Raw genomic sequence first — 19,049 nt, forward strand, 5'->3', positions numbered from 1 at the left:
TCCTGTCATTAAGCTAAGAGTAAAAGCTTGGCGTCTAAATTCGTGTGTTGACACTTATATATTTCAAGTACCAATAATGAACCATAGTGGATCATTAATACGTCCTGCAATCATAGCGCAGTTTCAGTTTTTCGGTTACGGTTGATCAATGTGCGCGTATCCAAGGGTGATTTTGTGGAGGATCCTGTGTGAAGCGATTATTTGTTAGTGTTCTTTTTATGGTATTTGTGGTTTCAAACGTGGTTGCAGATAGCGTACGGATTGAGATTTTGGCTGGAGATGGTCAGCCGTTGGCAAATGCTGCGCTATTAATTGAAAGTAAAAAAGTGTCTGTCCAAGTGCCCGAGACGTCGGCAGTAGTTGATCAGGTGGACAAACAGTTTACTCCCACGGTTAGCGCAGTAGAGCCTGGCACCGACGTCGTATTTCCTAACAGCGATAACATTCGGCATCATGTTTACTCTTTCTCTGAGGCTAAGAATTTTGAGTTAAAACTCTATTCAGATAAAGAAAAACCAAGTGTTAATTTTGATAAAGCTGGGATAGTGACTCTGGGCTGTAATATCCACGACCAGATGGTTGCCTACGTGCTGGTAAGTGACGCATACGATGTTGCTATAACAAATGAGCAGGGTATTGTTGAGCTCACTCTGGAAGAAAGTGAAGCTCCCACAGAAGTCAGGGTGTGGCACTATTGGATGGGGGACAAACTGTCTAAAGCACAGAGCGTGCAATTAACCTCAGATTCAGGGAAGCTAACTGCGCAGGTGCAAGTATCACCGCCGGTGCAGGAAGATAAAGAGCCCTCGCGGCTGGAACAGCGATTTAATCGTAGGGGGAATTGATGATAACACGGTTCAGAACCCGTTTAATTCTCATCCTTGCAGGGCTCGTAGCGGGCGCTTTGTTGGTTGCTTTGGCCGCGGTTTGGGTCGCTACGGAGAATCAGTTAGGTCGCTCCATTGAACGTGAGCTTAGTGTCAGTGAAAGAGTTTTTCGGGAGCTTCTGGATAGCCGTAGCGCTCAGTTGTTACAAGCGGCAGAAGTTCTTACCGACGATTTTGGGTTTAAACGCGCGGTGGCTTCAAAAGATCGGGAAACCATAGTGTCAGCTTTGGTCAACTACGGTGAGCGTATTGAAGCGGAGTTGATGGTGTTGCAAACTCCCGAAGGTGAAGAGATTGCGTCATCTCATGCTTTTGATCAGCTACGTATTAGCCATAGTGGGGCAGGCTCGAACAGTGAACTGGCGGTTGTCGAAGGAGAACTGTTTCAACTGGTTACAGTACCGGTTAATGCTCCAAATCTTATTGCCTGGGCAACCTTAGGTTTTGAAGTGGATTCGGGGTTAGCAGAAGAGTTAAAAAACCTGGCTAATGCCGATATCACCCTGTGGCTGGAAAACTCGGGAAAAGTCATTGCTTCCAGTCTGGAGGCCCGACAAGTGTCCTCGTTTGCAAAAGCCCTGAACAAAGACGGTCATACTCTTGATAACTGGCTGTTAAGCCAGGAACTGGCGGGGAGTGAAGTGGTGCTTGATGCCGGTTCCGATGACGCCGTTCATGTGGCATTGACAACGTCACTTGAAACGGCGGCCGCCGAGTTCACACGGCTGCATTGGCAAATTGCTTTAATTGCAATTGTCGCTCTGGTTATAGCGATGCTTTTGGCGGCGATTATAGCCCGAGGGGTTTCCCGTCCGTTACAGCAGTTATCGGGAGCGGCTAGGAAATTACAGCAAGGCGACTACAGCGAATCCGAGTTGTCGCTGAACGACGATGAGTTCGGAGAACTGGCCAATACCTTTGGCAGCATGCGTAAGGCTATTTCGGAACGTGAACAAAGAATTTCTTATCAGGCATCTCATGACCATTTAACCGATTTACCGAATCGCTCTTTTTTTCGCGAGCAGTTGCAGTTCCGTTTAGACGGTAAGACCAGCTCCGGGTGTCTTTTATTGTTAAATATTCATCAATTCAGAGTTCTCAACGACAGTGTGGGGCAGGAAATCGGTGATGACATCCTGCGTCAGTTATCTGCCCGGCTGAAGTGGTGTTGTGGCAACGCTGAATTATTGGCTCGCATCGGTGGCGACGAGTTTGCTGTTTTATACGCTTCTGATAAGTCCGAATTCGATCTCGACAACAAAATTAAAGAGCTTCACTCTTTCCTTGATACGCCCTTTAAAGTTGGCGACAGTGATTATCCTCTGGCCTTTAATATCGGTGTTGTTTATTTTCCTGAGCAGGGCAGTGAAGTCGATTTACTTATTCGTCGTATGCAAGTCAGTGTTCAGCAGTCCAAACTCCAGAAAATCTTTTATGTTGAATATAAGAGTGGGTTGGACGAACAATACATGCGCCGCCTGCAAATTATCGAGTCACTTAAAGGTGCGGTAGCGGATAAGGAGCTACATCTTGTACTGCAACCTAAAATTAATTGCCAGACGGGTTCAGTCGTGGGGGCTGAGGTATTGTTAAGGTGGCAAAGTGACAAGCTTGGATTTGTAGGCCCGGATGAGTTTATTCCGTTAGCCGAGCAATCCGGAGCCATTACTGAGTTGACCAACTGGGTGTGCAGAGAGTCGACCAAACTGCTTCAGAGCTGGCATGAGCAGGGCCGGACTCTAAAACTGAGCATCAACTTGTCGACAGTCGACTTATTGAGCGACGACTTACCCTTGCTGTTTGAACAACTCATTATTGATTTTCCTGAGTTGCCAAAATTACTGGTACTGGAAATTACAGAAAGTGCGGTAATGAAAGATCCGGAAAAAGCCATTGCCCGGCTGGAAACCTTAAAGCGTCTTGGGTTTTCAATATCTATTGACGACTACGGTACCGGGCATTCGTCATTGGCGCAATTGCGGCGTTTACCGGTAGAGGAGTTGAAAGTAGACCGAGCCTTTGTACAGCATTTGAGCGAGGAGTCTAAGGACAAGTCTATTGTTCGTTCAACCATACACTTAGTTCACGAGTTAGGTCTTCGTGTTGTTGCCGAAGGTGTGGAAAATGAGGATAGCTGGAGAGTGTTGCAGTCGATGCATTGCGATGAGTTGCAAGGCTATTTCTTTAGCAAACCCTTACCAATTTCAGGCTTTATAGAGTACTTAAATATAAATAACCATGAAACCAATGGATGATAACGAATGATGAACAAGTGTTTATATGGCGGCTGTTTTTTGCTGACCGGTGTTTTAGCTTTAACTCCGCCTGTAGCAGCGGATCAGGGAGCCCGATTACTGGCAACCGGCGGTACCAGTAGTCTTGAGGGCTCTGGTGGCGGAGGCATAGTGCCCTGGGCTACGTTAAGCAGTTATGCCGGTGAAGGCCAGTTTGGCGCGACGGTTAATTTAAGTGAAGTGTCAGTTGATGATTTTCGCTTAAGCGTTCAGGGCGCCAGTTTGAGCTGGAATAACCGTATTGAGCTGTCATATGCCGAACAAACCTTTGATCTCTCGACTATTGGCGGCGAATTAAGCCAAAGCATTATTGGTGCAAAAGTACGTTTAGCAGGGGACCTCATTTATGGTGACCTACCGCAAATTAGCCTGGGTTTACAACACAAGAAGAACAAGGACTATGAGTTGCCCGCGGCGGTAGGCTCTCAGGATGACAGTAGCACTGACTGGTATGTCAGTGCGGCAAAAGCCTGGCTAGACGGGCCTTTCCACCGTACCTGGGTTGCCAATCTGACGTTGCGTTCAAGTAAAGCTAACCAACTGGGCTTACTGGGGTTTGGCGGCGATAAAGAAGATAGCCGTGAGTGGCTGGCTGAAGCGTCCGTAGCTGCATTTATTAATCGTTATTGGGCTGTGGGCGTTGAGTACCGACAGAAACCGGACAACTTAAGTTTTGCGAAAGAGCAGGACTGGAAAGATCTTTTTGTTGCTTATTTTCCAAACAAACAGGTATCGGTTGTTGGTGCCTACACCGATCTGGGCTCTATTGCCGGCCTGGATGATCAAACGGGTTGGTATTTATCGGTTCAGGCGGCCTTTTAAGGAGAGACTATGAAAATCGTTTTGTTATTGGCGGTATTGTTTCTTTCGCCGCTGAGTTTTGCTCAGAGTTTGTATCAGCAACTGGGACAGCAGCAGGGCATAGAGACTATCGTCGAAGAAATGCTTTATCGGGTGGGTGGTGACGATCGTATTGCGCATCATTTTGATGGTGTTGATATTATGCGTGTGCATAAGCTCATCAGTGAACAAGTGTGTGACTTAAGTGGTGGCCCTTGTAATTACAGTGGCGAAGATATGAAAACCTCCCATCGTAATATGGGAGTCAATAATTCGGATTTTAACGCTTTAGTGGAACACCTGATTGCCGCAATGGAAAAAGAGGATGTGCCGGTTTCAGCGCAGAACCAGCTATTGGGCGTGCTGGCGCCAATGCATAGCGATATCGTTGAAAAATAATGGGTTAAAAAAATGGCTCGCTGAGAGCGAGCCATTAATTGGTATTTAAACGTTAAAGCGGAAGTGAATGACATCGCCGTCTTTCACAATGTACTCTTTCCCTTCCAGACGCCATTTACCGGCATCTTTTGCACCTTGTTCACCGTTGTTGGCTATATAGTCGTCATAACCGACGATTTCGGCACGAATAAAGCCTTTTTCAAAATCGGTGTGAATGCGTCCGGCTGCCTGCGGTGCCGTTGAGCCTACTTTAACTGTCCAGGCGCGAACTTCTTTTACGCCGGCAGTGAAGTAAGTGTGCAGGTTTAATAGCTCATAGCCGCCACGAATAACGCGGTTCAGACCGGGTTCGTCCTGATCCAGCTCGCTTAAGAACTCTTCTTTATCGGTTTCGTCCAGCTCGGCAATTTCTGATTCGATAGCGGCGCATACCGGAACGACGACCGCGTTTTCGGTTGCAGCAATTTCACGAACTTTGTCAAGATGAGGGTTATTTTCAAAGCCGTCCTCGTTGACATTAGCAATATACATAGTCGGCTTTAAAGTCAGCAGGTTGTATGAACGAATCGTGGCGCGCTCATCTTGGCTTAACTCAACAGAGCGAGCCATTTTACCTTCATCAAGTGCCGGCTTCAGTTTCTCCAGTACCGCAATTTCTGCTTTGGCTTGTGCGTCACCACCTTTCGCTTTTTTACTCAAACGGTACAAAGACTTATCAACTGAGTCTAAATCGGCCAATGCCAGCTCGGTGTTAATAGTGTCAATGTCATCGGCAGGGTCGATGCCGCCGCTGACATGAACTATGTTGTCGTCTTCAAAACAGCGAACAACATGGCCAATAGCGTCAGTTTCACGAATGTTTGCTAAAAACTGGTTACCTAAGCCTTCGCCTTTTGAAGCACCTTTAACCAACCCGGCGATATCCACAAACTCCATGGTTGTTGGAATGACTCGTTCCGGGTTAACAATAGCGGCTAGTTTATCAAGACGAGGATCAGGAACAGGCACAACGCCAGTGTTTGGTTCGATGGTACAAAATGGAAAGTTTGCAGCTTCAATGCCTGCTTTGGTCAGTGCGTTGAAGAGAGTGGATTTACCTACGTTAGGTAAACCAACGATACCACATCGAAATCCCATGAGAGTTTAGCCTTTCTGTTCAGGGCGGTAGCTGTGCAGGCGCTGCAACGCAGTTCCCCAGCCTTCCGCCATTAATGTGTCGATACTGCGGCTGGCTTCATCGATACAGTCATCAATAAGCCGCTGTTCATTTGCTGAAGCTTTGCCTAAAACAAAGCCAGTTACTTTTGTTTTATCGCCCGGGTGACCAATACCAATGCGCAACCGCATAAAGTCCTGCTTACCAGTCTGAGCAATAATGTCTTTAATTCCGTTATGCCCGCCGGCACCTCCGCCTTTCTTAAACTTAGCAATGCCGGGGGGTAAATCGAGCTCATCGTAAGCCACTAAAATTTCATTAGCCGGTATTTTATAAAAATTAGCCAGAGCCGCAACAGAGAAGCCACTACGGTTCATAAAATTTTGTGGTAATACAATGCGCAGGTCATGAGCGCCTTGTTGCCAGCGTCCAATCAGAGCTTTGCTTTTTGAATCAGGGGAGAGCGTAATCGCGTGGCGTCTGCAAAAGTCATCAACTAACCAGAAACCAGCGTTGTGGCGAGTTCGTTCATACTCGGGGCCCGGATTTCCCAGGCCCACAAGCAGTTTTACTTCAGTTCCCATAACAGGAGACTGACTTATTCTTCGTCAGCGTTTTTGCTGTTTTCAGCAGGAACGTCGCCAGGTGCTACTGTATCTTCTTCGGTCTCTTCTTTCTCGACGCGAGGAGCAGTAACAGACACAACCGCCTGGTCGTGGTCTTCACCTTTAGTCAGTTCAACTAACTCAACGCCTTTAGGCAGTTTTAAGTCAGTCAGGTGAATGGTGTCACCAACGCTGAGTTCAGCAATGTCAACTTCCAGGTATTCTGGTAAGTCTTTCGGTAATACAGTAATTTCCACGTCATTTACGTGGTGAACAACAACACCACCTTCTTCTTTAACGCCCTTCGCAGTTGTTTCATTTAAGAAGTGCAGAGGTAAGTTAGTGTGCAGTTTGTGGCCTTTCTCAACGCGCTGGAAATCCAGGTGAGTCAATTTAGGCTTGTACGGGTGACGCTGCATGTCTTTTAGAATTGCCTGATGTTTCTTACCATCAAATTCCAGCGTCAAAATGTGCGAATAAAAGGCTTCGTAGTCGGCCATGTTATTCACTTTGTTGTGGTCTAGTGCTAATGCGATTGGCTCGCCTTTACCACCGTATAAAATCGCTGGTACTTTGTCCTCATGACGCAGGCGGCGGCTCGCACCTTTCCCTTTGTCCGTGCGGACGGTAGCTTGGATGTTAAAATCTAATTCAGCCATGATTTGGCCTCTCAATGTTTAAAGTTTTTATTTGTCAGCACTCGCGACCAAGAGCTGACCCAGAAACTTAGAAACCGACAACGAGGCCGGTTTCTAAGGGCGCGCAATACTAGCACTGGGTACGAATAATTACAACAATCAGTAATCGAACATTGCTGAAATAGATTCTTCATTACTGACGCGGCGCAGTGCTTCTGAAAGCATACCGGACAAGGTCAACTGAGTAACTTTACCCGTGGCTTTCATCGCATCGCTTAGCGGAACACTGTCGGTAACGATAAATTCGTCAATTTCAGAATCTTTAATGTTCTGCACCGCATTACCGGAAAATACCGGGTGGGTAGCGTAAGCAAACACACGTTTTGCACCGTGAGACTTAAGTGCTTCTGCGGCTTTGCAAAGCGTTCCGCCAGTATCAATCATATCATCGACAATAATGCAGTCGCGGCCTTTAACATCACCAATTATGTGCATAACCTGCGACACGTTGGCTGACGGACGGCGCTTATCAATGATGGCTAAATCGGTGTCGTCCATAAGCTTGGCAAAAGCACGGGCACGTACAACACCACCAATATCAGGGGAAACCACAACCGGATGGTCGAAGTTTTGCTGACGCATGTGTTCTAACAATACCGGAGTACCAAAAACGTTATCGACAGGTACGTCAAAAAAGCCTTGAATTTGTTCTGCGTGTAAGTCGACAGTCAGCACACGGTCAACACCAACACTGGATAAGAAATCAGCAACAACCTTAGCCGTAATAGGAACACGAGCTGAACGAACCCGGCGATCCTGACGAGCGTAACCAAAATAAGGCATCACTGCAGTAATACGACCAGCTGATGCACGACGTAATGCGTCCACCATAACAATGAGTTCCATTAAATTGTCATTGGTTGGGGCGCAAGTAGATTGAAGAATAAAGACGTCGGAACCGCGGACGTTTTCATTAATGGCGACGCTAATTTCGCCGTCACTAAAGCGACCAACGGAAGCTTCACCAAGTTTGATATAAAGGCGATCGGCGATTTTCTGGGCTAGCTCAGGAGTGGCGTTGCCGGCGAAAAGTTTCATGTCAGGCACAACATACCTCGACTTTTATTGGGTTAATGTCTGGATAAGTGGTGAACGGTTCTGGCCTTGAGCGATAAATGAGCAAAGTTCTTTGGGAACCTGCTGTTGCGCTTCCTTTGCGGCTTGTCTTGTCTCAAATATTGAAAAAAGACATGCTCCACTGCCAGTGAGCCGAGTCGGAGCGTATTCTAGCAAGGCACGGCGTAACATAGCAACTTCGGTGTGTAGATCGCAGACCACCGGTTCAAACACATTCGCTACTTTTTGCTGTTGCCAGTTTTCCGCGGTAACTGGCGAGCAGTTGCGCTGTAGTTCAGGGTGAGAGAACAGTGCTGCCGTGCTGATAGAAACATTGGGTTTAACCACTAAATACCACGGGGTAGGTGGTGTTATATTAGTGAATACATCGCCGATACCTTCAGCAAAACAGGCATGTCCATGAATAAATACCGGTACGTCGGCACCGATCTTGCGACCTATTGCCTGTAATTCAGTGCTATTTAAATGACTGCCCCAAAGCTGATTCAGCCCAACAAGTGCAGTTGCCGCATTGGATGACCCCCCACCTAACCCGGCACCCTGAGGAAGTCTCTTAATTAATTCAACCGAGCAGCCGGGTAATTGCGTCATGCCTTTTTCTTCGTAAGCTTTTTTCAGCGCTGTTAGCGCTTTCCAGACTAAATTCTCTTCGCGGGGAATAAGGCTGTTGCGGTCAACTAAATCAAACTGGTTGTCATCGGCTGTGCAGAACTTCAGGGTGTCAGCGTAGTCCAGAAACTGAAAAACGGTCTGTAAATTGTGGTACCCGTCGGCGCGGCGTCCGATAATATGCAAAAACAGATTAAGTTTCGCCGGAGCGGGGAGCGTTAATGTATTGACTGCCATTCGTTCACTTGCACCTTTATCTGTAGCTCAGGACTTTCCAAATGGATTTGTTCCGGTAAGGTTACTGTTTGTGCTTTGTTCTGATCGTAGAACCAACTGAGCTGCCAGTTTTGCCCCTGATGAAATATCGTCGACTGAGCTAAGGTTCCATCTTTATGATAACTCACGGACTCTAACGTACTTGTTTTTTTTCCCAGAACCCAGTTGTGTAACTGTTCAAAGGGAACAGTCGCACCCAGCAGACGGTATAGCAAAGCATCGGCTGAAGGAGCCCAGCGTTCCTGGTTATCGGAGTCAGTCAACAAAGCGCCGCTGTCGTCGACGGTCAGTTTAGCCAGTTGGCCTTTTAGCGGATGAGAAAAACGAATGACTTGCTGGTGGGGCTGGTAACGCCAGTTAATGTAAAAGCTGTCTCTTTCCTTATTCTGCTTCTGGATAACCGCCATGCGACCACTTAGAGACCATTGTTGCAACTGCTCCAGCTTTTGTTGATGGGAGTCAATAATACGTTGATTAACTTCGGCACTGCTTGCTTGCTCTGATGGCGTCGGCAGCGCGCACCCGGTTAACGATGTAATAACAACCAGGCAAACCCAGAATAGTCGGCGTTGAATCATATTTTTCAATTGCTGCAATCGGAATGTAATTAGTTGACCAGAAAGCGCTGTCACTTTCAATGACTAAGGCTTTCACGTACAATCGGGCAACTTAGATTTTGGCCGCGTTGGGATAACGAGTTTCACAGTCAGATGACCATTTCAGCTCTCGGAATTAATCATAAAACCGCATCAGTCGATTTGCGCGAGCAAGTCGCGTTCAGTGCTGAACAGCTTGATGCTGCGCTGCAGGCCGTGCGTAATCTTCAAGGTGTTGAAGAAGCCGTTATCGTCTCTACCTGTAACCGAACCGAGCTCTATTGCCGAGGGGAAGTGTCTGGCGACTTGCTCCTGGGCTGGTTAACCGGTTTCCACAAATTGGCACCAAAGGCTCTGGAAAATCATCACTATCATTTTCAGGGCGAGCAGGCCATTACTCACCTTATGTCGGTTGCTAGTGGTTTAGATTCGCTGGTATTGGGCGAGCCACAAATTCTTGGTCAGGTAAAACAAGCGTATCAGGCGGCGAAGCGTCAGGCCTCTGTCGGCGGTATTCTTGAACGCTTATTTCAGCAAACCTTTCGTGTTGCGAAAACCGTTAGAAATGAAACGGCGGTAGGTCAAAACGCGGTTTCGGTTGCATATGCTGCGGTTTCTATGGCGCGTCATATCTTTGCCAATTTGCAAAAATCGAAGGTGCTGCTGATTGGAGCGGGTGATACTTCCGAGCTGGTTGCTCAGCATCTAAAACAACAAGGCGTTAGTGAAATTCTGGTGGCAAACCGAACCTTGCAACGGGCTAGTGAGATGGCCGAGCGTGTTGGTGCAACGGCTCACAGTCTGTCTGAGCTATCAGAGTTATTACCGCAGGCCGATATTGTCGTCAGTTCAACCGCCAGTACCTTGCCTATTGTTGGTAAAGGAAGCATTGAAAAAGCACTGAAAAAGCGTCGGCATAGACCCATGCTGTTAATTGACCTGGCTGTGCCACGAGACATTGAAGAGCAGGTTAATGAACTCGATGACGCGTATCTTTATACCGTTGACGATCTGCAAAGTATTATTAGTGAAAATATCCGTAACCGTGAGCAGGCCGCTCGTGAAGCTCAGGTTATTATTCAACAGCAAACGAAAGAGTTTAATGACTGGCTGAAGTCGCTGAACAGTGTCGAGCTGGTGCGGGAGTATCGTACGCACACAAAAAACTTAGCCGACGAGCAGTTAAAGAAAGCGATAGCGCAAATAGAGCAGGGCAAAGACCCGGCCGAAGTGCTGCAGCGATTCAGTCATAGGCTGGTGCAGCAGTTAACGCATAAACCGACAAGCTTATTGAAATCTGCCGGCGAAAATAACGACCAATATACGCTGGCCGTTTTGCAACAACTTTGGTCAGAGCCATCCTCTGACTCATCAAAAGGCAAATAAAAACATGTTGAATCCATCCATTGAACGTAAACTAGAAGGATTAGTTGAGCGTTATCAGGAAGTGCAGGCTTTATTGGGTGAACCCGATGTGATCAGTGATCAAAACCGTTTTCGCTCATTGTCGCGTGAGTACTCTCAATTGGAAGAGGTGGTTGGTTGCTTTGAAGAGTACCGCCAGAATCAGGAGGATCAGACAGCCGCAAAAGATATGGCTGAAGATGATGACGCTGACATGCGTGAAATGGCGGAAGAAGAGCTAAAAGAGGCGAAAAAAGCCGAAGAAGAGCTGGAGAACCGCTTACAACTTCTGTTGCTACCTAAAGACCCTAACGACGATCGTTCATGCTATTTGGAGATTCGTGCCGGAGCTGGCGGTGATGAGGCTTCGATATTCGCTGGTGACTTGTTTCGTATGTACAGCCGCTACGCTGAAAAAAATGGATGGAAGGTCAATATAGTCAGTGCCAGTGAAGGTGAGCATGGTGGCTATAAAGAAATCATTGCTCACATGAGTGGTGACGGTGTTTACGGACGCATGAAGTTTGAGTCTGGTGGGCACCGCGTACAACGTGTTCCGGAAACTGAATCGCAAGGGCGTATTCATACTTCAGCTTGTACTGTTGCTGTGTTACCGGAAATTCCAGAAGCCGAGGCCGTTGAAATTAATCCGGCCGACTTACGTGTCGATACTTATCGCGCCTCCGGTGCTGGTGGTCAGCACGTTAACCGAACCGATTCTGCTATTCGTCTTACCCACATACCAACCGGTGTGGTGGTTGAATGTCAGGAAGAGCGTTCGCAGCATAAAAACCGGGCTAAAGCCATGTCGGTTTTACAGGCAAGAATACAACGTCTGGAAGATGAAAAACGTCAGGCAGAAGAAGACAGTACCCGTCGTAACCTGGTAGGAAGTGGTGATCGTTCAGAGCGTATTCGCACTTATAATTACCCGCAAAGCCGGGTAACAGACCACCGTATTAACCTGACGCTGTATCGGTTAGATGAAGTACTTACCGGCGATATCGATTTGATACTGGATGCCATTATTACTGAGCATCAGGCGGATCAACTGGCGGCTCTGTCTGAAGGACAGCAATGACGCTGGAGCAAGCCATAAACTGGGGGCGGCAGCAGTTAAAGCAGACTGAAGACGCTGCTGCGGATGTTTCTGCCTTACTTTGCTTTGTGCTGGATAAAGAAAAAACGTACCTTATGACCTGGCCGGAAAAGCTGCTGACGGAAGAGCAGCACCGCCATTATGAGGAATGTATTTTAGCCCGGCAGAAAGGCAAGCCCGTGGCTCATATCACTGGTCGCCGCGAGTTTTGGTCATTGATGCTTGAGGTAAACGACAGCACGTTAATTCCCCGTCCCGATACTGAAACGCTGGTTGAAACGGCACTTAGCCTGGAGCTTCCCGAACAGGCGCGCGTACTGGATTTAGGCACGGGTACAGGTGCTGTTGCGCTGGCTTTGAAGTCTGAACGTCCCGGCTGGCAAGTTTGGGCGTGTGATAAAAGCCGCGATGCGGTGGAACTGGCACGCCGAAATAGTCAAGCTTTAGGTTTAAATGTTGATATTTTGTGCAGTAACTGGTTTCAATCTGTGCCAAAGTCTCTTAAATTTGACTTGATTCTATCGAACCCTCCCTACATTGACGCAGGCGATCCGCACTTGAGTATGGGAGATGTCAGATTTGAGCCCCAGACGGCGTTAATTGCGGAAAATAACGGTTTAGCCGATATAGAGACTATTATAAAAGAAGCCAACAACCATTTAGCAGACCAGGGGTGGTTACTACTTGAGCAGGGATGGCAACAGGCTGATAGTGTTGCAGAGCTACTGTTTAAAAGTGGTTACAAAAAGGTTAACCGCTGGCAGGATTATGCTAGGGTAGAACGAGTTACCGGCGGGACAAAAGCCAGGGCGGGGAGAGACGAATAATGAGCAATCAGTTTATGTTTGCTGACGAAGGCAGCCAGCAAACCACAAAATTACCGACAGAATACTGGAAAATTCTGATTGTCGATGATGAACCAGAGGTGCATGCGGTAACCAAACTGGCACTCAACGACTTTAATTTTTTAGGTCGTGGCTTAAAGTTTTACAGTGCTTTTTCTGGTGAAGAGGCAAAGCAGTTAATTGATGAGCATCCTGATGCAGCCATATTACTGCTGGATGTTGTTATGGAAACCGATGATGCCGGACTGCAGGTAGCTCGTTATATTCGTGAAGAAGCTGACAACCATTTTACCCGTATTATTTTGCGAACAGGGCAGCCGGGTCAGGCACCTGAACGCACGGTTATTGTTAACTACGACATCAACGACTACAAATCCAAAACTGAACTTACTGCACAGAAGCTTTTTACTGCAGTAATGTCATCGCTGCGCTCGTACCGCGATATCATGTCCATTGATCAAAGTCGTCACGGGCTTGAAAAAATCATCGCTGCTTCGGCTAACCTTTATGCTCTGCAACCAATGAACAGTTTTGTTGATGGTTTAGTGCAGCAGTTGAGCTGGGTCATCGGCGGTGCCAAACAAACCTTGTATGCTACCTCTAACGAAGACGGCTCGTCCTATAAAGTGCTAGCCGCTCACGGAGAGGACTCTGGGGTGTGTGTTGGTCAGACGTTACGTTCGGTTATTCCGTCAAAAGCCTTAGCCGAGCTAGAGCATGTTATCGCAAATCATGGCTCGTATTATGGTGACGACTTTGTTTTGTTATATTGCCGCAGTCATTGCCGGTCGCACGGCTCTGTTTTGTTTATCGGCGGCTTGTCCAGAGCACTTACGGCCGATGATCACCATGTGCTTCAACTATTCTCCGAAAATGTACAACTGGCACAGGATAACGTGGTCTGTCTGGAAGACTCCGACCAGTTTCTGGCGCGTTTAGCCGATCAACTTATGCTGCACCATGCCAGCCATTTTAACGGCATTCTCGAGCAAAATAGTGAAGTCCGTCTGGCGTACGCTTTAGCTCAAAAAGTCGCGGCAGAAGACGCTGAGACAACCGCTTTGGCCTGGTCTTTATTTGCGCAGGCGCGCCCGTTGCTTAACTGCGCTTCGGATGCGGCTGCAGCGGTTGAAACTACCTGCCAGCAACGAGTTGCCCGCTCATTACGAGCGCTGGGGCACGGTGAGCACGAAGCAACACAAAGTGCGCACAGAGCACTTATCGAGAGACTGGAACGCTGGGACGGCCTGGGTTTACCCGAAGGTAAACAAGGCTCGGATATTGCGATAAGCACTCAGGTTCTTCTGTTGACTGAGCAGTTGCTGGATTGGTGGGAAAGTGGCATTAGTGACAGCGATATTGCTGTGCGCCTGAAAGACGAGCGGGGCCGCTATTATTCACCTAAGTTTCTTGATGTTGTTATAAAATCCCTGCCTGAGCTGAGAACCATTTAATTAAATTAAAAATAAGAGGTTACTGTGTACACTGCTTTTAAACACCTGCATGTATTATTTGTGCTGATTTCGATCAGCCTTTTTTTATTCCGTTTTGTGCTTTTGCTTCTTGACTCTCCTTTATTAAAAAAGAAGTGGCTGAAGATAGTCCCTCACATTAACGATACCTTATTGTTACTCAGTGCTGTGGGTATCATGGTGACGTTAAGCATGTACCCAATTCAGGTTCCATGGTTAACCGATAAAGTCATAGGTGTTATTGCTTATATTGGCTTTGGTGTCTTAGCTATGAAAGGAAAAACAGCGGGTGCGCGCTGGCTTGGTTTTATTGGTGCTTGTGGCTGGATAGCCTTCCTGTTGCATGTGGCCGTGTCCAAACAAGCACTTATTGCCGGTTAAGTTAAGGGAGTACCTATGTTAGCGCCTGAGTCTGTTGTTTCGGAAACGAATGCCTTAATCACTAACGATGGGGTTGTTATTGGTTTATTGCTGACCATCCTTGGTTTTGTATTTTACACCAATAGCAGCGAGCATCCTTTTTCAAGAAGTTCTATCGCTTTGTTCCGGCTTTATTGCTTTGCTATTTCATACCGTCTTTACTGAATACTTTTGGTATTGTCGACGGAAATCAAACCGCCGTAACAGATATAGCAATGGATTATCTGTTACCGGCTTGTATGGTATTGCTTACCTTAAGTCTGGATTTAAAAGCCGTAGTGGGTCTCGGGTCAAAGGCTCTTATTCTATTTTTAACCGGTACTTTCGGTATTGTCATTGGCGGCCCTATAGCCTTGTTACTGGTGTCTGCTATATTCCCTGAAATGCTTGGTGGCGCTGGCCCCGATGCAGTTTGGCGTGGCATGACAACCATTGCCGGAAGCTGGATTGGCGGTGGCGCAAACCAAGCTGCCATGAAAGAAGTTTACGAAGTTGGCGGTGATATTTTCTCAGCTATGGTGACTGTCGACATTATTGTTGCCAACTTATGGATGGCTGTACTGCTTTATATGGCCGCAAATGCCAAGAAAATTGATGCCCGCACCGGCGCTGACACATCCGCTATCGATAACATCCGTCGTAAAGTGGAGCAGTATGAAGCGGAGCACGTCAGAAACCCAAGCTTACGTGATTTAATGCTAATTCTGGCTATTGGCTTTGGTGTGGCCGGGATAGCGCATTTTCTGGCCGACTGGATAGCACCGGGAATAGCAACGAACTATCCTGCATTAAGTAAATTCAGTCTCGACAGTCTGTTTTTCTGGGTCATCGTGTTAGCCACTGCTGGCGGTATTGCGCTTTCCTTTACCCGGGCTCGTTCTTTGGAAGCTGCGGGGGCGTCTAAAATAGGTTCGGTCTTTGTTTACATATTGGTTGCCAGCATCGGCTTACATATGGACGTGACTAAAATTGTCGAGGCGCCTAAGTACTTCTTAATTGGTGCTATCTGGATGTTGATCCACGCCGGGCTTATGTTACTTGTGGCCAAACTGCTTCGTGCTCCTGTGTTTTATATGGCGGTGGGCAGTCAGGCTAATGTGGGGGGCGCAGCGTCGGCACCGGTTGTCGCTTCAGCTTTTCATCCGTCATTGGCGCCGGTTGGTGTATTATTAGCGGTAATGGGTTATGCGCTTGGAACCTATATGGCGTATTTCGCCGGACAGATTCTACGAGTTGTCGGTAGTTAACCGCGGGAGTTTATGATGATTAAAGAGTTACAGCTTGGTGACATTCAAATAGCAAATGATAAACCCTTTGTTTTATTTGGCGGAATGAACGTGTTGGAATCTCGTGATTTAGCGTTGCGAGTTGCCGAGCATTACGTTGAGGTAACCAGTAAACTTGGCATACCTTACGTGTTTAAGGCGTCGTTTGATAAAGCCAACCGGTCATCTATTCACTCTTTTCGCGGCCCCGGTCTGGAAGAAGGGTTACGCATTTTTGAAGAAGTGAAACAGCAGTTTAATGTGCCTTTAATTACCGATGTACACGAACCGCATCAGGCCGCTCCGGTCGCTGAAGTGGTTGACGTATTGCAGTTACCGGCGTTTCTTGCCCGTCAGACTGACCTGGTGGTAGCACTGGCTGAAACCGGGTCTATGGTGAATATTAAAAAGCCACAGTTTCTTGCACCACAGGAAATGAAGCACATCATTAAAAAGTTTGCCGAGGCTGGTAATGAAAAACTGATGCTGTGTGAGCGCGGCTCAAGCTTTGGCTATAACAATCTTATTGTTGATATGCTCGGCATGGACGAAATGAAGCCCATGGCGCCGGTTATTTTTGACGCAACCCACGCTTTGCAGCGTCCTGGTGGCCGAGCTGACTCTGCTGACGGACGCCGCGCACAAGCAGCACAGCTGGCTCGTTCTGGTATGTCGCTGGGTATTTCAGGATTGTTTATTGAAGCACACCCGAACCCCGATGAAGCGAAATGTGATGGTCCCTGTGCTTTGCCTCTGCATGCTCTGGAACCCTACCTTCAGCAGATGAAAGCGATTGATGATTTGGTAAAATCATTTGCTCCTTTAGACACGTCTAACTAGAACGATGTCAATGCAAGCCAGCCAGTCATTGCGTCAGACTCCGCTTGATAAACGTCAGGCTGTTAAGTTATTGCTGAAAGCCATTGGCGGCCTCATCGCCTTGCTTTCTATCGCCTTGCTCGCGCCTTTTGTTATGGCGGTGGTCAATGGTGAAAAAGAGCAGTGGACCTATCTGACGCTGTCCAGCTTAGGTTTGGTTTTTGGTTTGGTTTTGTTCCTGCAGCCAGCGGGTGATGCCAAGCTGCGGGCAAGACAGGTTTTCCTGTTAACCTCCTTGTGCTGGGTTTCGGCCAGCTTATTTGCAACTTTGCCATTTATTTTTGCACGCCCTTATCTGGACTTCTCCAGTGCCTGGTTTGAAGCCATGTCAGCCATTACCACTACCGGAGCGACAGTTATATCCGGGCTGGACGATTTACCCGCAAGTGTTTTGTTGTGGCGCGCTATGCTGCAATGGTTGGGCGGAATTGGAATTATCGTTATGGCTATGGCCATTTTGCCGTTTTTGCAAGTTGGCGGCATGCGGTTGTTCCAGGCTGAATCCTCGGACATGTCGGGGAAATTTATGCCGCGTTCCAGCCATATGGTTTTGGCAATAGGGCGGGTCTACCTCATTCTGACGGCTGCCGTTATTAGTTTGTACTTGATTGGCGGCATGGGCAGTTTTGATGCCTTCGTTCACGGCATGACCACCATAGCGACAGCCGGCTTCTCGAACTACGATGCGTCTTTTGGGCATTTCTCTGATACACCCTTTTTGGTCATAACCGGCACGCTTTTTATGGTCGCAGGCGCTTTGCCTTTTGTGCTCTACATTCGCTTTTTAAAAGGTGACTTTGGGCCACTTTGGAAGGATAGCCAAGTACGCGCTTTTGTTACCTTCCTTTTCATTGTTATTGCATTGATTACCTTGGTTCAGATAGTTAAAGGGCGGGAACTTGGTGACGCATTAATGCATACCGCGTTTAATGTTGTTTCGGTAGTGACCACAACCGGCTACGCAACCGAAGATTACGGAAACTGGGGAAGCTGGTCATTAATGGCGTTCTTCTACTTAATGTTTATTGGGGGATGTACCGGCTCCACTTCTGGCGGTATGAAGATTTTTCGTTTTCAGTTGTCGCAGCTTTTATTAAGAAAGCAGTTCAGCCAACTAATTCACCCTAACCTCGTTAGCGTCCAAACCTATCAGGATCGTCGGGTAAATGACTCTTTACTTGGTTCAATGGTCGCTTTTTGCTTTATGTACTTTTTGCTGATAGCCGTTATTGCATTAGGTTTGTCATTATTTGAACTGGATTTTATGACGGCAATATCTGGTGCAGCTTCCGCAGTAGGTAACGTTGGACCTGGATTAGGTGACATTATTGGCCCGGCTGGTAACTTCGCCAGCCTTGATGCTGGTGCTAAGTTGTTGCTAATTTTTGCTATGTTGGCAGGGCGGCTGGAAATTATGACCGTACTTATTTTGTTCCACCGTCATTACTGGCGGCACTAATAGTGTAGCCTACTAAGGTTTACACTCTCACCAAAAATAAATTCAGCGAACACTTGCACGCTGAAACCACATGAATTAAATTAAACGCATGTTTAAATCATGCGTTTATTTATTTCATGGCAGCCCGAATTCCGACTCAAAAGAAAATACTTAATGCCGCAGAAATGCTCTTTTCCCGCGATGGGTTTGAGCAGACTTCATTACGGCAAATTACGCAGGAAGCAGGGGTTAACCTTGCTTCTGTAAACTATCACTTTGGCTCAAAAAAAGCACTTATTCAGGCCGTAATGGCGCGTTACTTGGTTGTTTTCATGCCCGTTTTGGAGGAACAGTTGAAACTGGCAGAGCAGCAGAGCGAGCTAAAAACAGAAGAGCTGTTTAAGCGCTTTAAAATACCTCTGGCAAAGTTAACCGAGGTCAATAAACACGGTCCCGATATCTTTTTGAGGTTACTGGGCTTTGCTTACTCTGAAATTCAGGGCCATTTACGTAAATACACTCAGCAGGAGTTTGGTGAGGTATTGCAGCATTTAATGGCTTTATTAAAGCGCGCAAATCCACATTTGGATGAGCAACAAATGTTCTGGCGTCTACACTTTATTTTGGGAGCGGCAGTTTTTGCCCAAGTATCGGGACAAGCTCTGATTGAAATTGCGGAGGCGGAATTCAATCAAAAGGTGGGAGCGCAGGACGTTATCGATCATCTGATCCCATTTGTTTCCGGCGGGCTGGAAGAAGCGTAAATAACCTGTCGTAAGTTTGAGATTTG

At 47.3% G+C, this 19,049-nt stretch carries 18 protein-coding genes and 1 pseudogene; 13 read left to right on the forward strand and 6 right to left on the reverse strand.

The features are described from left to right. Positions 1-188 precede the first annotated feature (188 nt). Genes U0358_RS05250 through U0358_RS05265 form a run of 4 tightly spaced genes read left to right on the forward strand, consistent with a single transcriptional unit; the run spans position 189 to position 4,420 of the window. Positions 189-845 carry a methylamine utilization protein gene (locus tag U0358_RS05250; protein WP_322407293.1) on the forward strand — a complete coding sequence of 219 codons (657 nt, stop codon included), beginning with the start codon at positions 189-191 and terminating at the stop codon, positions 843-845. Then, on the forward strand, positions 845-3,142 hold the full coding sequence (locus tag U0358_RS05255) for a bifunctional diguanylate cyclase/phosphodiesterase (protein WP_322407294.1): 2,298 nt from the start codon (positions 845-847) through the stop codon (positions 3,140-3,142). Before U0358_RS05250 ends, U0358_RS05255 begins: the two co-directional genes overlap by 1 nt. A gap of 6 nt (positions 3,143-3,148) precedes the next feature. Next, positions 3,149-4,003 (forward strand): DUF3034 family protein, encoded by an 855-nt coding sequence (locus U0358_RS05260; RefSeq protein WP_317496601.1) that lies wholly within the window; start codon positions 3,149-3,151, stop codon positions 4,001-4,003. 9 nt (positions 4,004-4,012) lie between these two features. Further along, positions 4,013-4,420 (forward strand): group I truncated hemoglobin, encoded by a 408-nt coding sequence (locus U0358_RS05265; protein WP_322407295.1) that lies wholly within the window; start codon positions 4,013-4,015, stop codon positions 4,418-4,420. Positions 4,421-4,465: 45 nt separating this feature from the next. On the opposite strand, the gene ychF is transcribed toward U0358_RS05265, so the two are convergent. The 6 genes from ychF to lolB all read right to left on the reverse strand — a co-directional run bounded on the left by ychF (position 4,466) and on the right by lolB (position 9,419). Next, positions 4,466-5,557, reverse strand: coding sequence for a redox-regulated ATPase YchF (ychF, locus tag U0358_RS05270; RefSeq protein ID WP_322407296.1), 1,092 nt, complete (start codon positions 5,555-5,557; stop codon positions 4,466-4,468). A 6-nt stretch (positions 5,558-5,563) separates the two neighbouring features. Beyond that, on the reverse strand, positions 5,564-6,160 hold the full coding sequence (pth, locus tag U0358_RS05275; protein WP_322407297.1) for an aminoacyl-tRNA hydrolase: 597 nt from the start codon (positions 6,158-6,160) through the stop codon (positions 5,564-5,566). 14 nt (positions 6,161-6,174) lie between these two features. Further along, the gene (locus U0358_RS05280) at positions 6,175-6,840 is read right to left on the reverse strand and encodes a 50S ribosomal protein L25/general stress protein Ctc (protein WP_317496604.1); all 666 of its coding nucleotides are present in this window, start codon (positions 6,838-6,840) and stop codon (positions 6,175-6,177) included. 138 nt (positions 6,841-6,978) lie between these two features. Further along, a complete protein-coding gene (locus tag U0358_RS05285) occupies positions 6,979-7,926 on the reverse strand; it encodes a ribose-phosphate pyrophosphokinase (RefSeq protein ID WP_016341307.1) in 948 nt (315 codons plus the stop codon). Between the two features lie 15 nt (positions 7,927-7,941). Beyond that, positions 7,942-8,802: a 4-(cytidine 5'-diphospho)-2-C-methyl-D-erythritol kinase gene (gene ispE / locus U0358_RS05290; RefSeq protein ID WP_322407298.1), complete on the reverse strand. Its 861-nt coding sequence runs from the start codon at positions 8,800-8,802 to the stop codon at positions 7,942-7,944. Next, the gene (lolB, locus tag U0358_RS05295; protein ID WP_322407299.1) at positions 8,784-9,419 is read right to left on the reverse strand and encodes a lipoprotein insertase outer membrane protein LolB; all 636 of its coding nucleotides are present in this window, start codon (positions 9,417-9,419) and stop codon (positions 8,784-8,786) included. Before lolB ends, ispE begins: the two co-directional genes overlap by 19 nt. Before the next feature lie 132 nt (positions 9,420-9,551). On the opposite strand from lolB, the gene hemA reads away from it, so the two are divergent. The 9 genes and pseudogenes from hemA (at position 9,552) to U0358_RS05340 (ending at position 19,023) form a co-directional block, all read left to right on the forward strand. Next, complete coding sequence (gene hemA, locus U0358_RS05300) at positions 9,552-10,823, forward strand: glutamyl-tRNA reductase (RefSeq protein WP_317496607.1); 1,272 nt, start codon at positions 9,552-9,554, stop codon at positions 10,821-10,823. Positions 10,824-10,827: 4 nt separating this feature from the next. Continuing rightward, positions 10,828-11,922: a peptide chain release factor 1 gene (gene prfA / locus U0358_RS05305; RefSeq protein ID WP_404398775.1), complete on the forward strand. Its 1,095-nt coding sequence runs from the start codon at positions 10,828-10,830 to the stop codon at positions 11,920-11,922. Next, positions 11,919-12,767 carry a peptide chain release factor N(5)-glutamine methyltransferase gene (prmC, locus tag U0358_RS05310; protein ID WP_322407300.1) on the forward strand — a complete coding sequence of 283 codons (849 nt, stop codon included), beginning with the start codon at positions 11,919-11,921 and terminating at the stop codon, positions 12,765-12,767. Before prfA ends, prmC begins: the two co-directional genes overlap by 4 nt. Next, positions 12,767-14,239 (forward strand): DUF3369 domain-containing protein, encoded by a 1,473-nt coding sequence (locus tag U0358_RS05315; RefSeq protein ID WP_322407301.1) that lies wholly within the window; start codon positions 12,767-12,769, stop codon positions 14,237-14,239. The genes prmC and U0358_RS05315 overlap by 1 nt, the downstream gene beginning before the upstream one ends. Positions 14,240-14,263: 24 nt before the next feature. Then, positions 14,264-14,638: a SirB2 family protein gene (locus tag U0358_RS05320; RefSeq protein ID WP_322407302.1), complete on the forward strand. Its 375-nt coding sequence runs from the start codon at positions 14,264-14,266 to the stop codon at positions 14,636-14,638. Between the two features lie 15 nt (positions 14,639-14,653). Beyond that, a pseudogene (locus tag U0358_RS05325) lies at positions 14,654-15,924 on the forward strand (DUF819 domain-containing protein). Between the two features lie 15 nt (positions 15,925-15,939). Next, positions 15,940-16,782: a 3-deoxy-8-phosphooctulonate synthase gene (gene kdsA / locus U0358_RS05330; protein WP_416182997.1), complete on the forward strand. Its 843-nt coding sequence runs from the start codon at positions 15,940-15,942 to the stop codon at positions 16,780-16,782. A gap of 10 nt (positions 16,783-16,792) precedes the next feature. Further along, a complete protein-coding gene (locus U0358_RS05335) occupies positions 16,793-18,280 on the forward strand; it encodes a TrkH family potassium uptake protein (RefSeq protein ID WP_322407304.1) in 1,488 nt (495 codons plus the stop codon). A gap of 116 nt (positions 18,281-18,396) precedes the next feature. Next, on the forward strand, positions 18,397-19,023 hold the full coding sequence (locus U0358_RS05340; protein ID WP_011234169.1) for a TetR/AcrR family transcriptional regulator: 627 nt from the start codon (positions 18,397-18,399) through the stop codon (positions 19,021-19,023). Positions 19,024-19,049 lie beyond the last annotated feature (26 nt).

The organism is Idiomarina sp. PL1-037, assembly GCF_034422975.1.
Lineage (GTDB): Bacteria > Pseudomonadota > Gammaproteobacteria > Enterobacterales > Alteromonadaceae > Idiomarina.

Bases quoted from the DNA above. Each gene is read 5' to 3' on its own strand.
- U0358_RS05255 (WP_322407294.1), top strand. From the start codon at position 845: ATGATAACACGGTTCAGAACCCGTTTAATTCTCATCCTTGCAGGGCTC.
- U0358_RS05315 (WP_322407301.1), top strand. From the start codon at position 12,767: ATGAGCAATCAGTTTATGTTTGCTGACGAAGGCAGCCAGCAAACCACA.
- ispE (WP_322407298.1), bottom strand. From the start codon at position 8,802: ATGGCAGTCAATACATTAACGCTCCCCGCTCCGGCGAAACTTAATCTG.
- U0358_RS05260 (WP_317496601.1), top strand. From the start codon at position 3,149: ATGATGAACAAGTGTTTATATGGCGGCTGTTTTTTGCTGACCGGTGTT.
- kdsA (WP_416182997.1), top strand. From the start codon at position 15,940: ATGATTAAAGAGTTACAGCTTGGTGACATTCAAATAGCAAATGATAAA.
- lolB (WP_322407299.1), bottom strand. From the start codon at position 9,419: ATGATTCAACGCCGACTATTCTGGGTTTGCCTGGTTGTTATTACATCG.
- U0358_RS05335 (WP_322407304.1), top strand. From the start codon at position 16,793: ATGCAAGCCAGCCAGTCATTGCGTCAGACTCCGCTTGATAAACGTCAG.
- prfA (WP_404398775.1), top strand. From the start codon at position 10,828: ATGTTGAATCCATCCATTGAACGTAAACTAGAAGGATTAGTTGAGCGT.
- U0358_RS05340 (WP_011234169.1), top strand. From the start codon at position 18,397: ATGGCAGCCCGAATTCCGACTCAAAAGAAAATACTTAATGCCGCAGAA.
- hemA (WP_317496607.1), top strand. From the start codon at position 9,552: ATGACCATTTCAGCTCTCGGAATTAATCATAAAACCGCATCAGTCGAT.
- pth (WP_322407297.1), bottom strand. From the start codon at position 6,160: ATGGGAACTGAAGTAAAACTGCTTGTGGGCCTGGGAAATCCGGGCCCC.
- U0358_RS05265 (WP_322407295.1), top strand. From the start codon at position 4,013: ATGAAAATCGTTTTGTTATTGGCGGTATTGTTTCTTTCGCCGCTGAGT.
- prmC (WP_322407300.1), top strand. From the start codon at position 11,919: ATGACGCTGGAGCAAGCCATAAACTGGGGGCGGCAGCAGTTAAAGCAG.
- ychF (WP_322407296.1), bottom strand. From the start codon at position 5,557: ATGGGATTTCGATGTGGTATCGTTGGTTTACCTAACGTAGGTAAATCC.
- U0358_RS05280 (WP_317496604.1), bottom strand. From the start codon at position 6,840: ATGGCTGAATTAGATTTTAACATCCAAGCTACCGTCCGCACGGACAAA.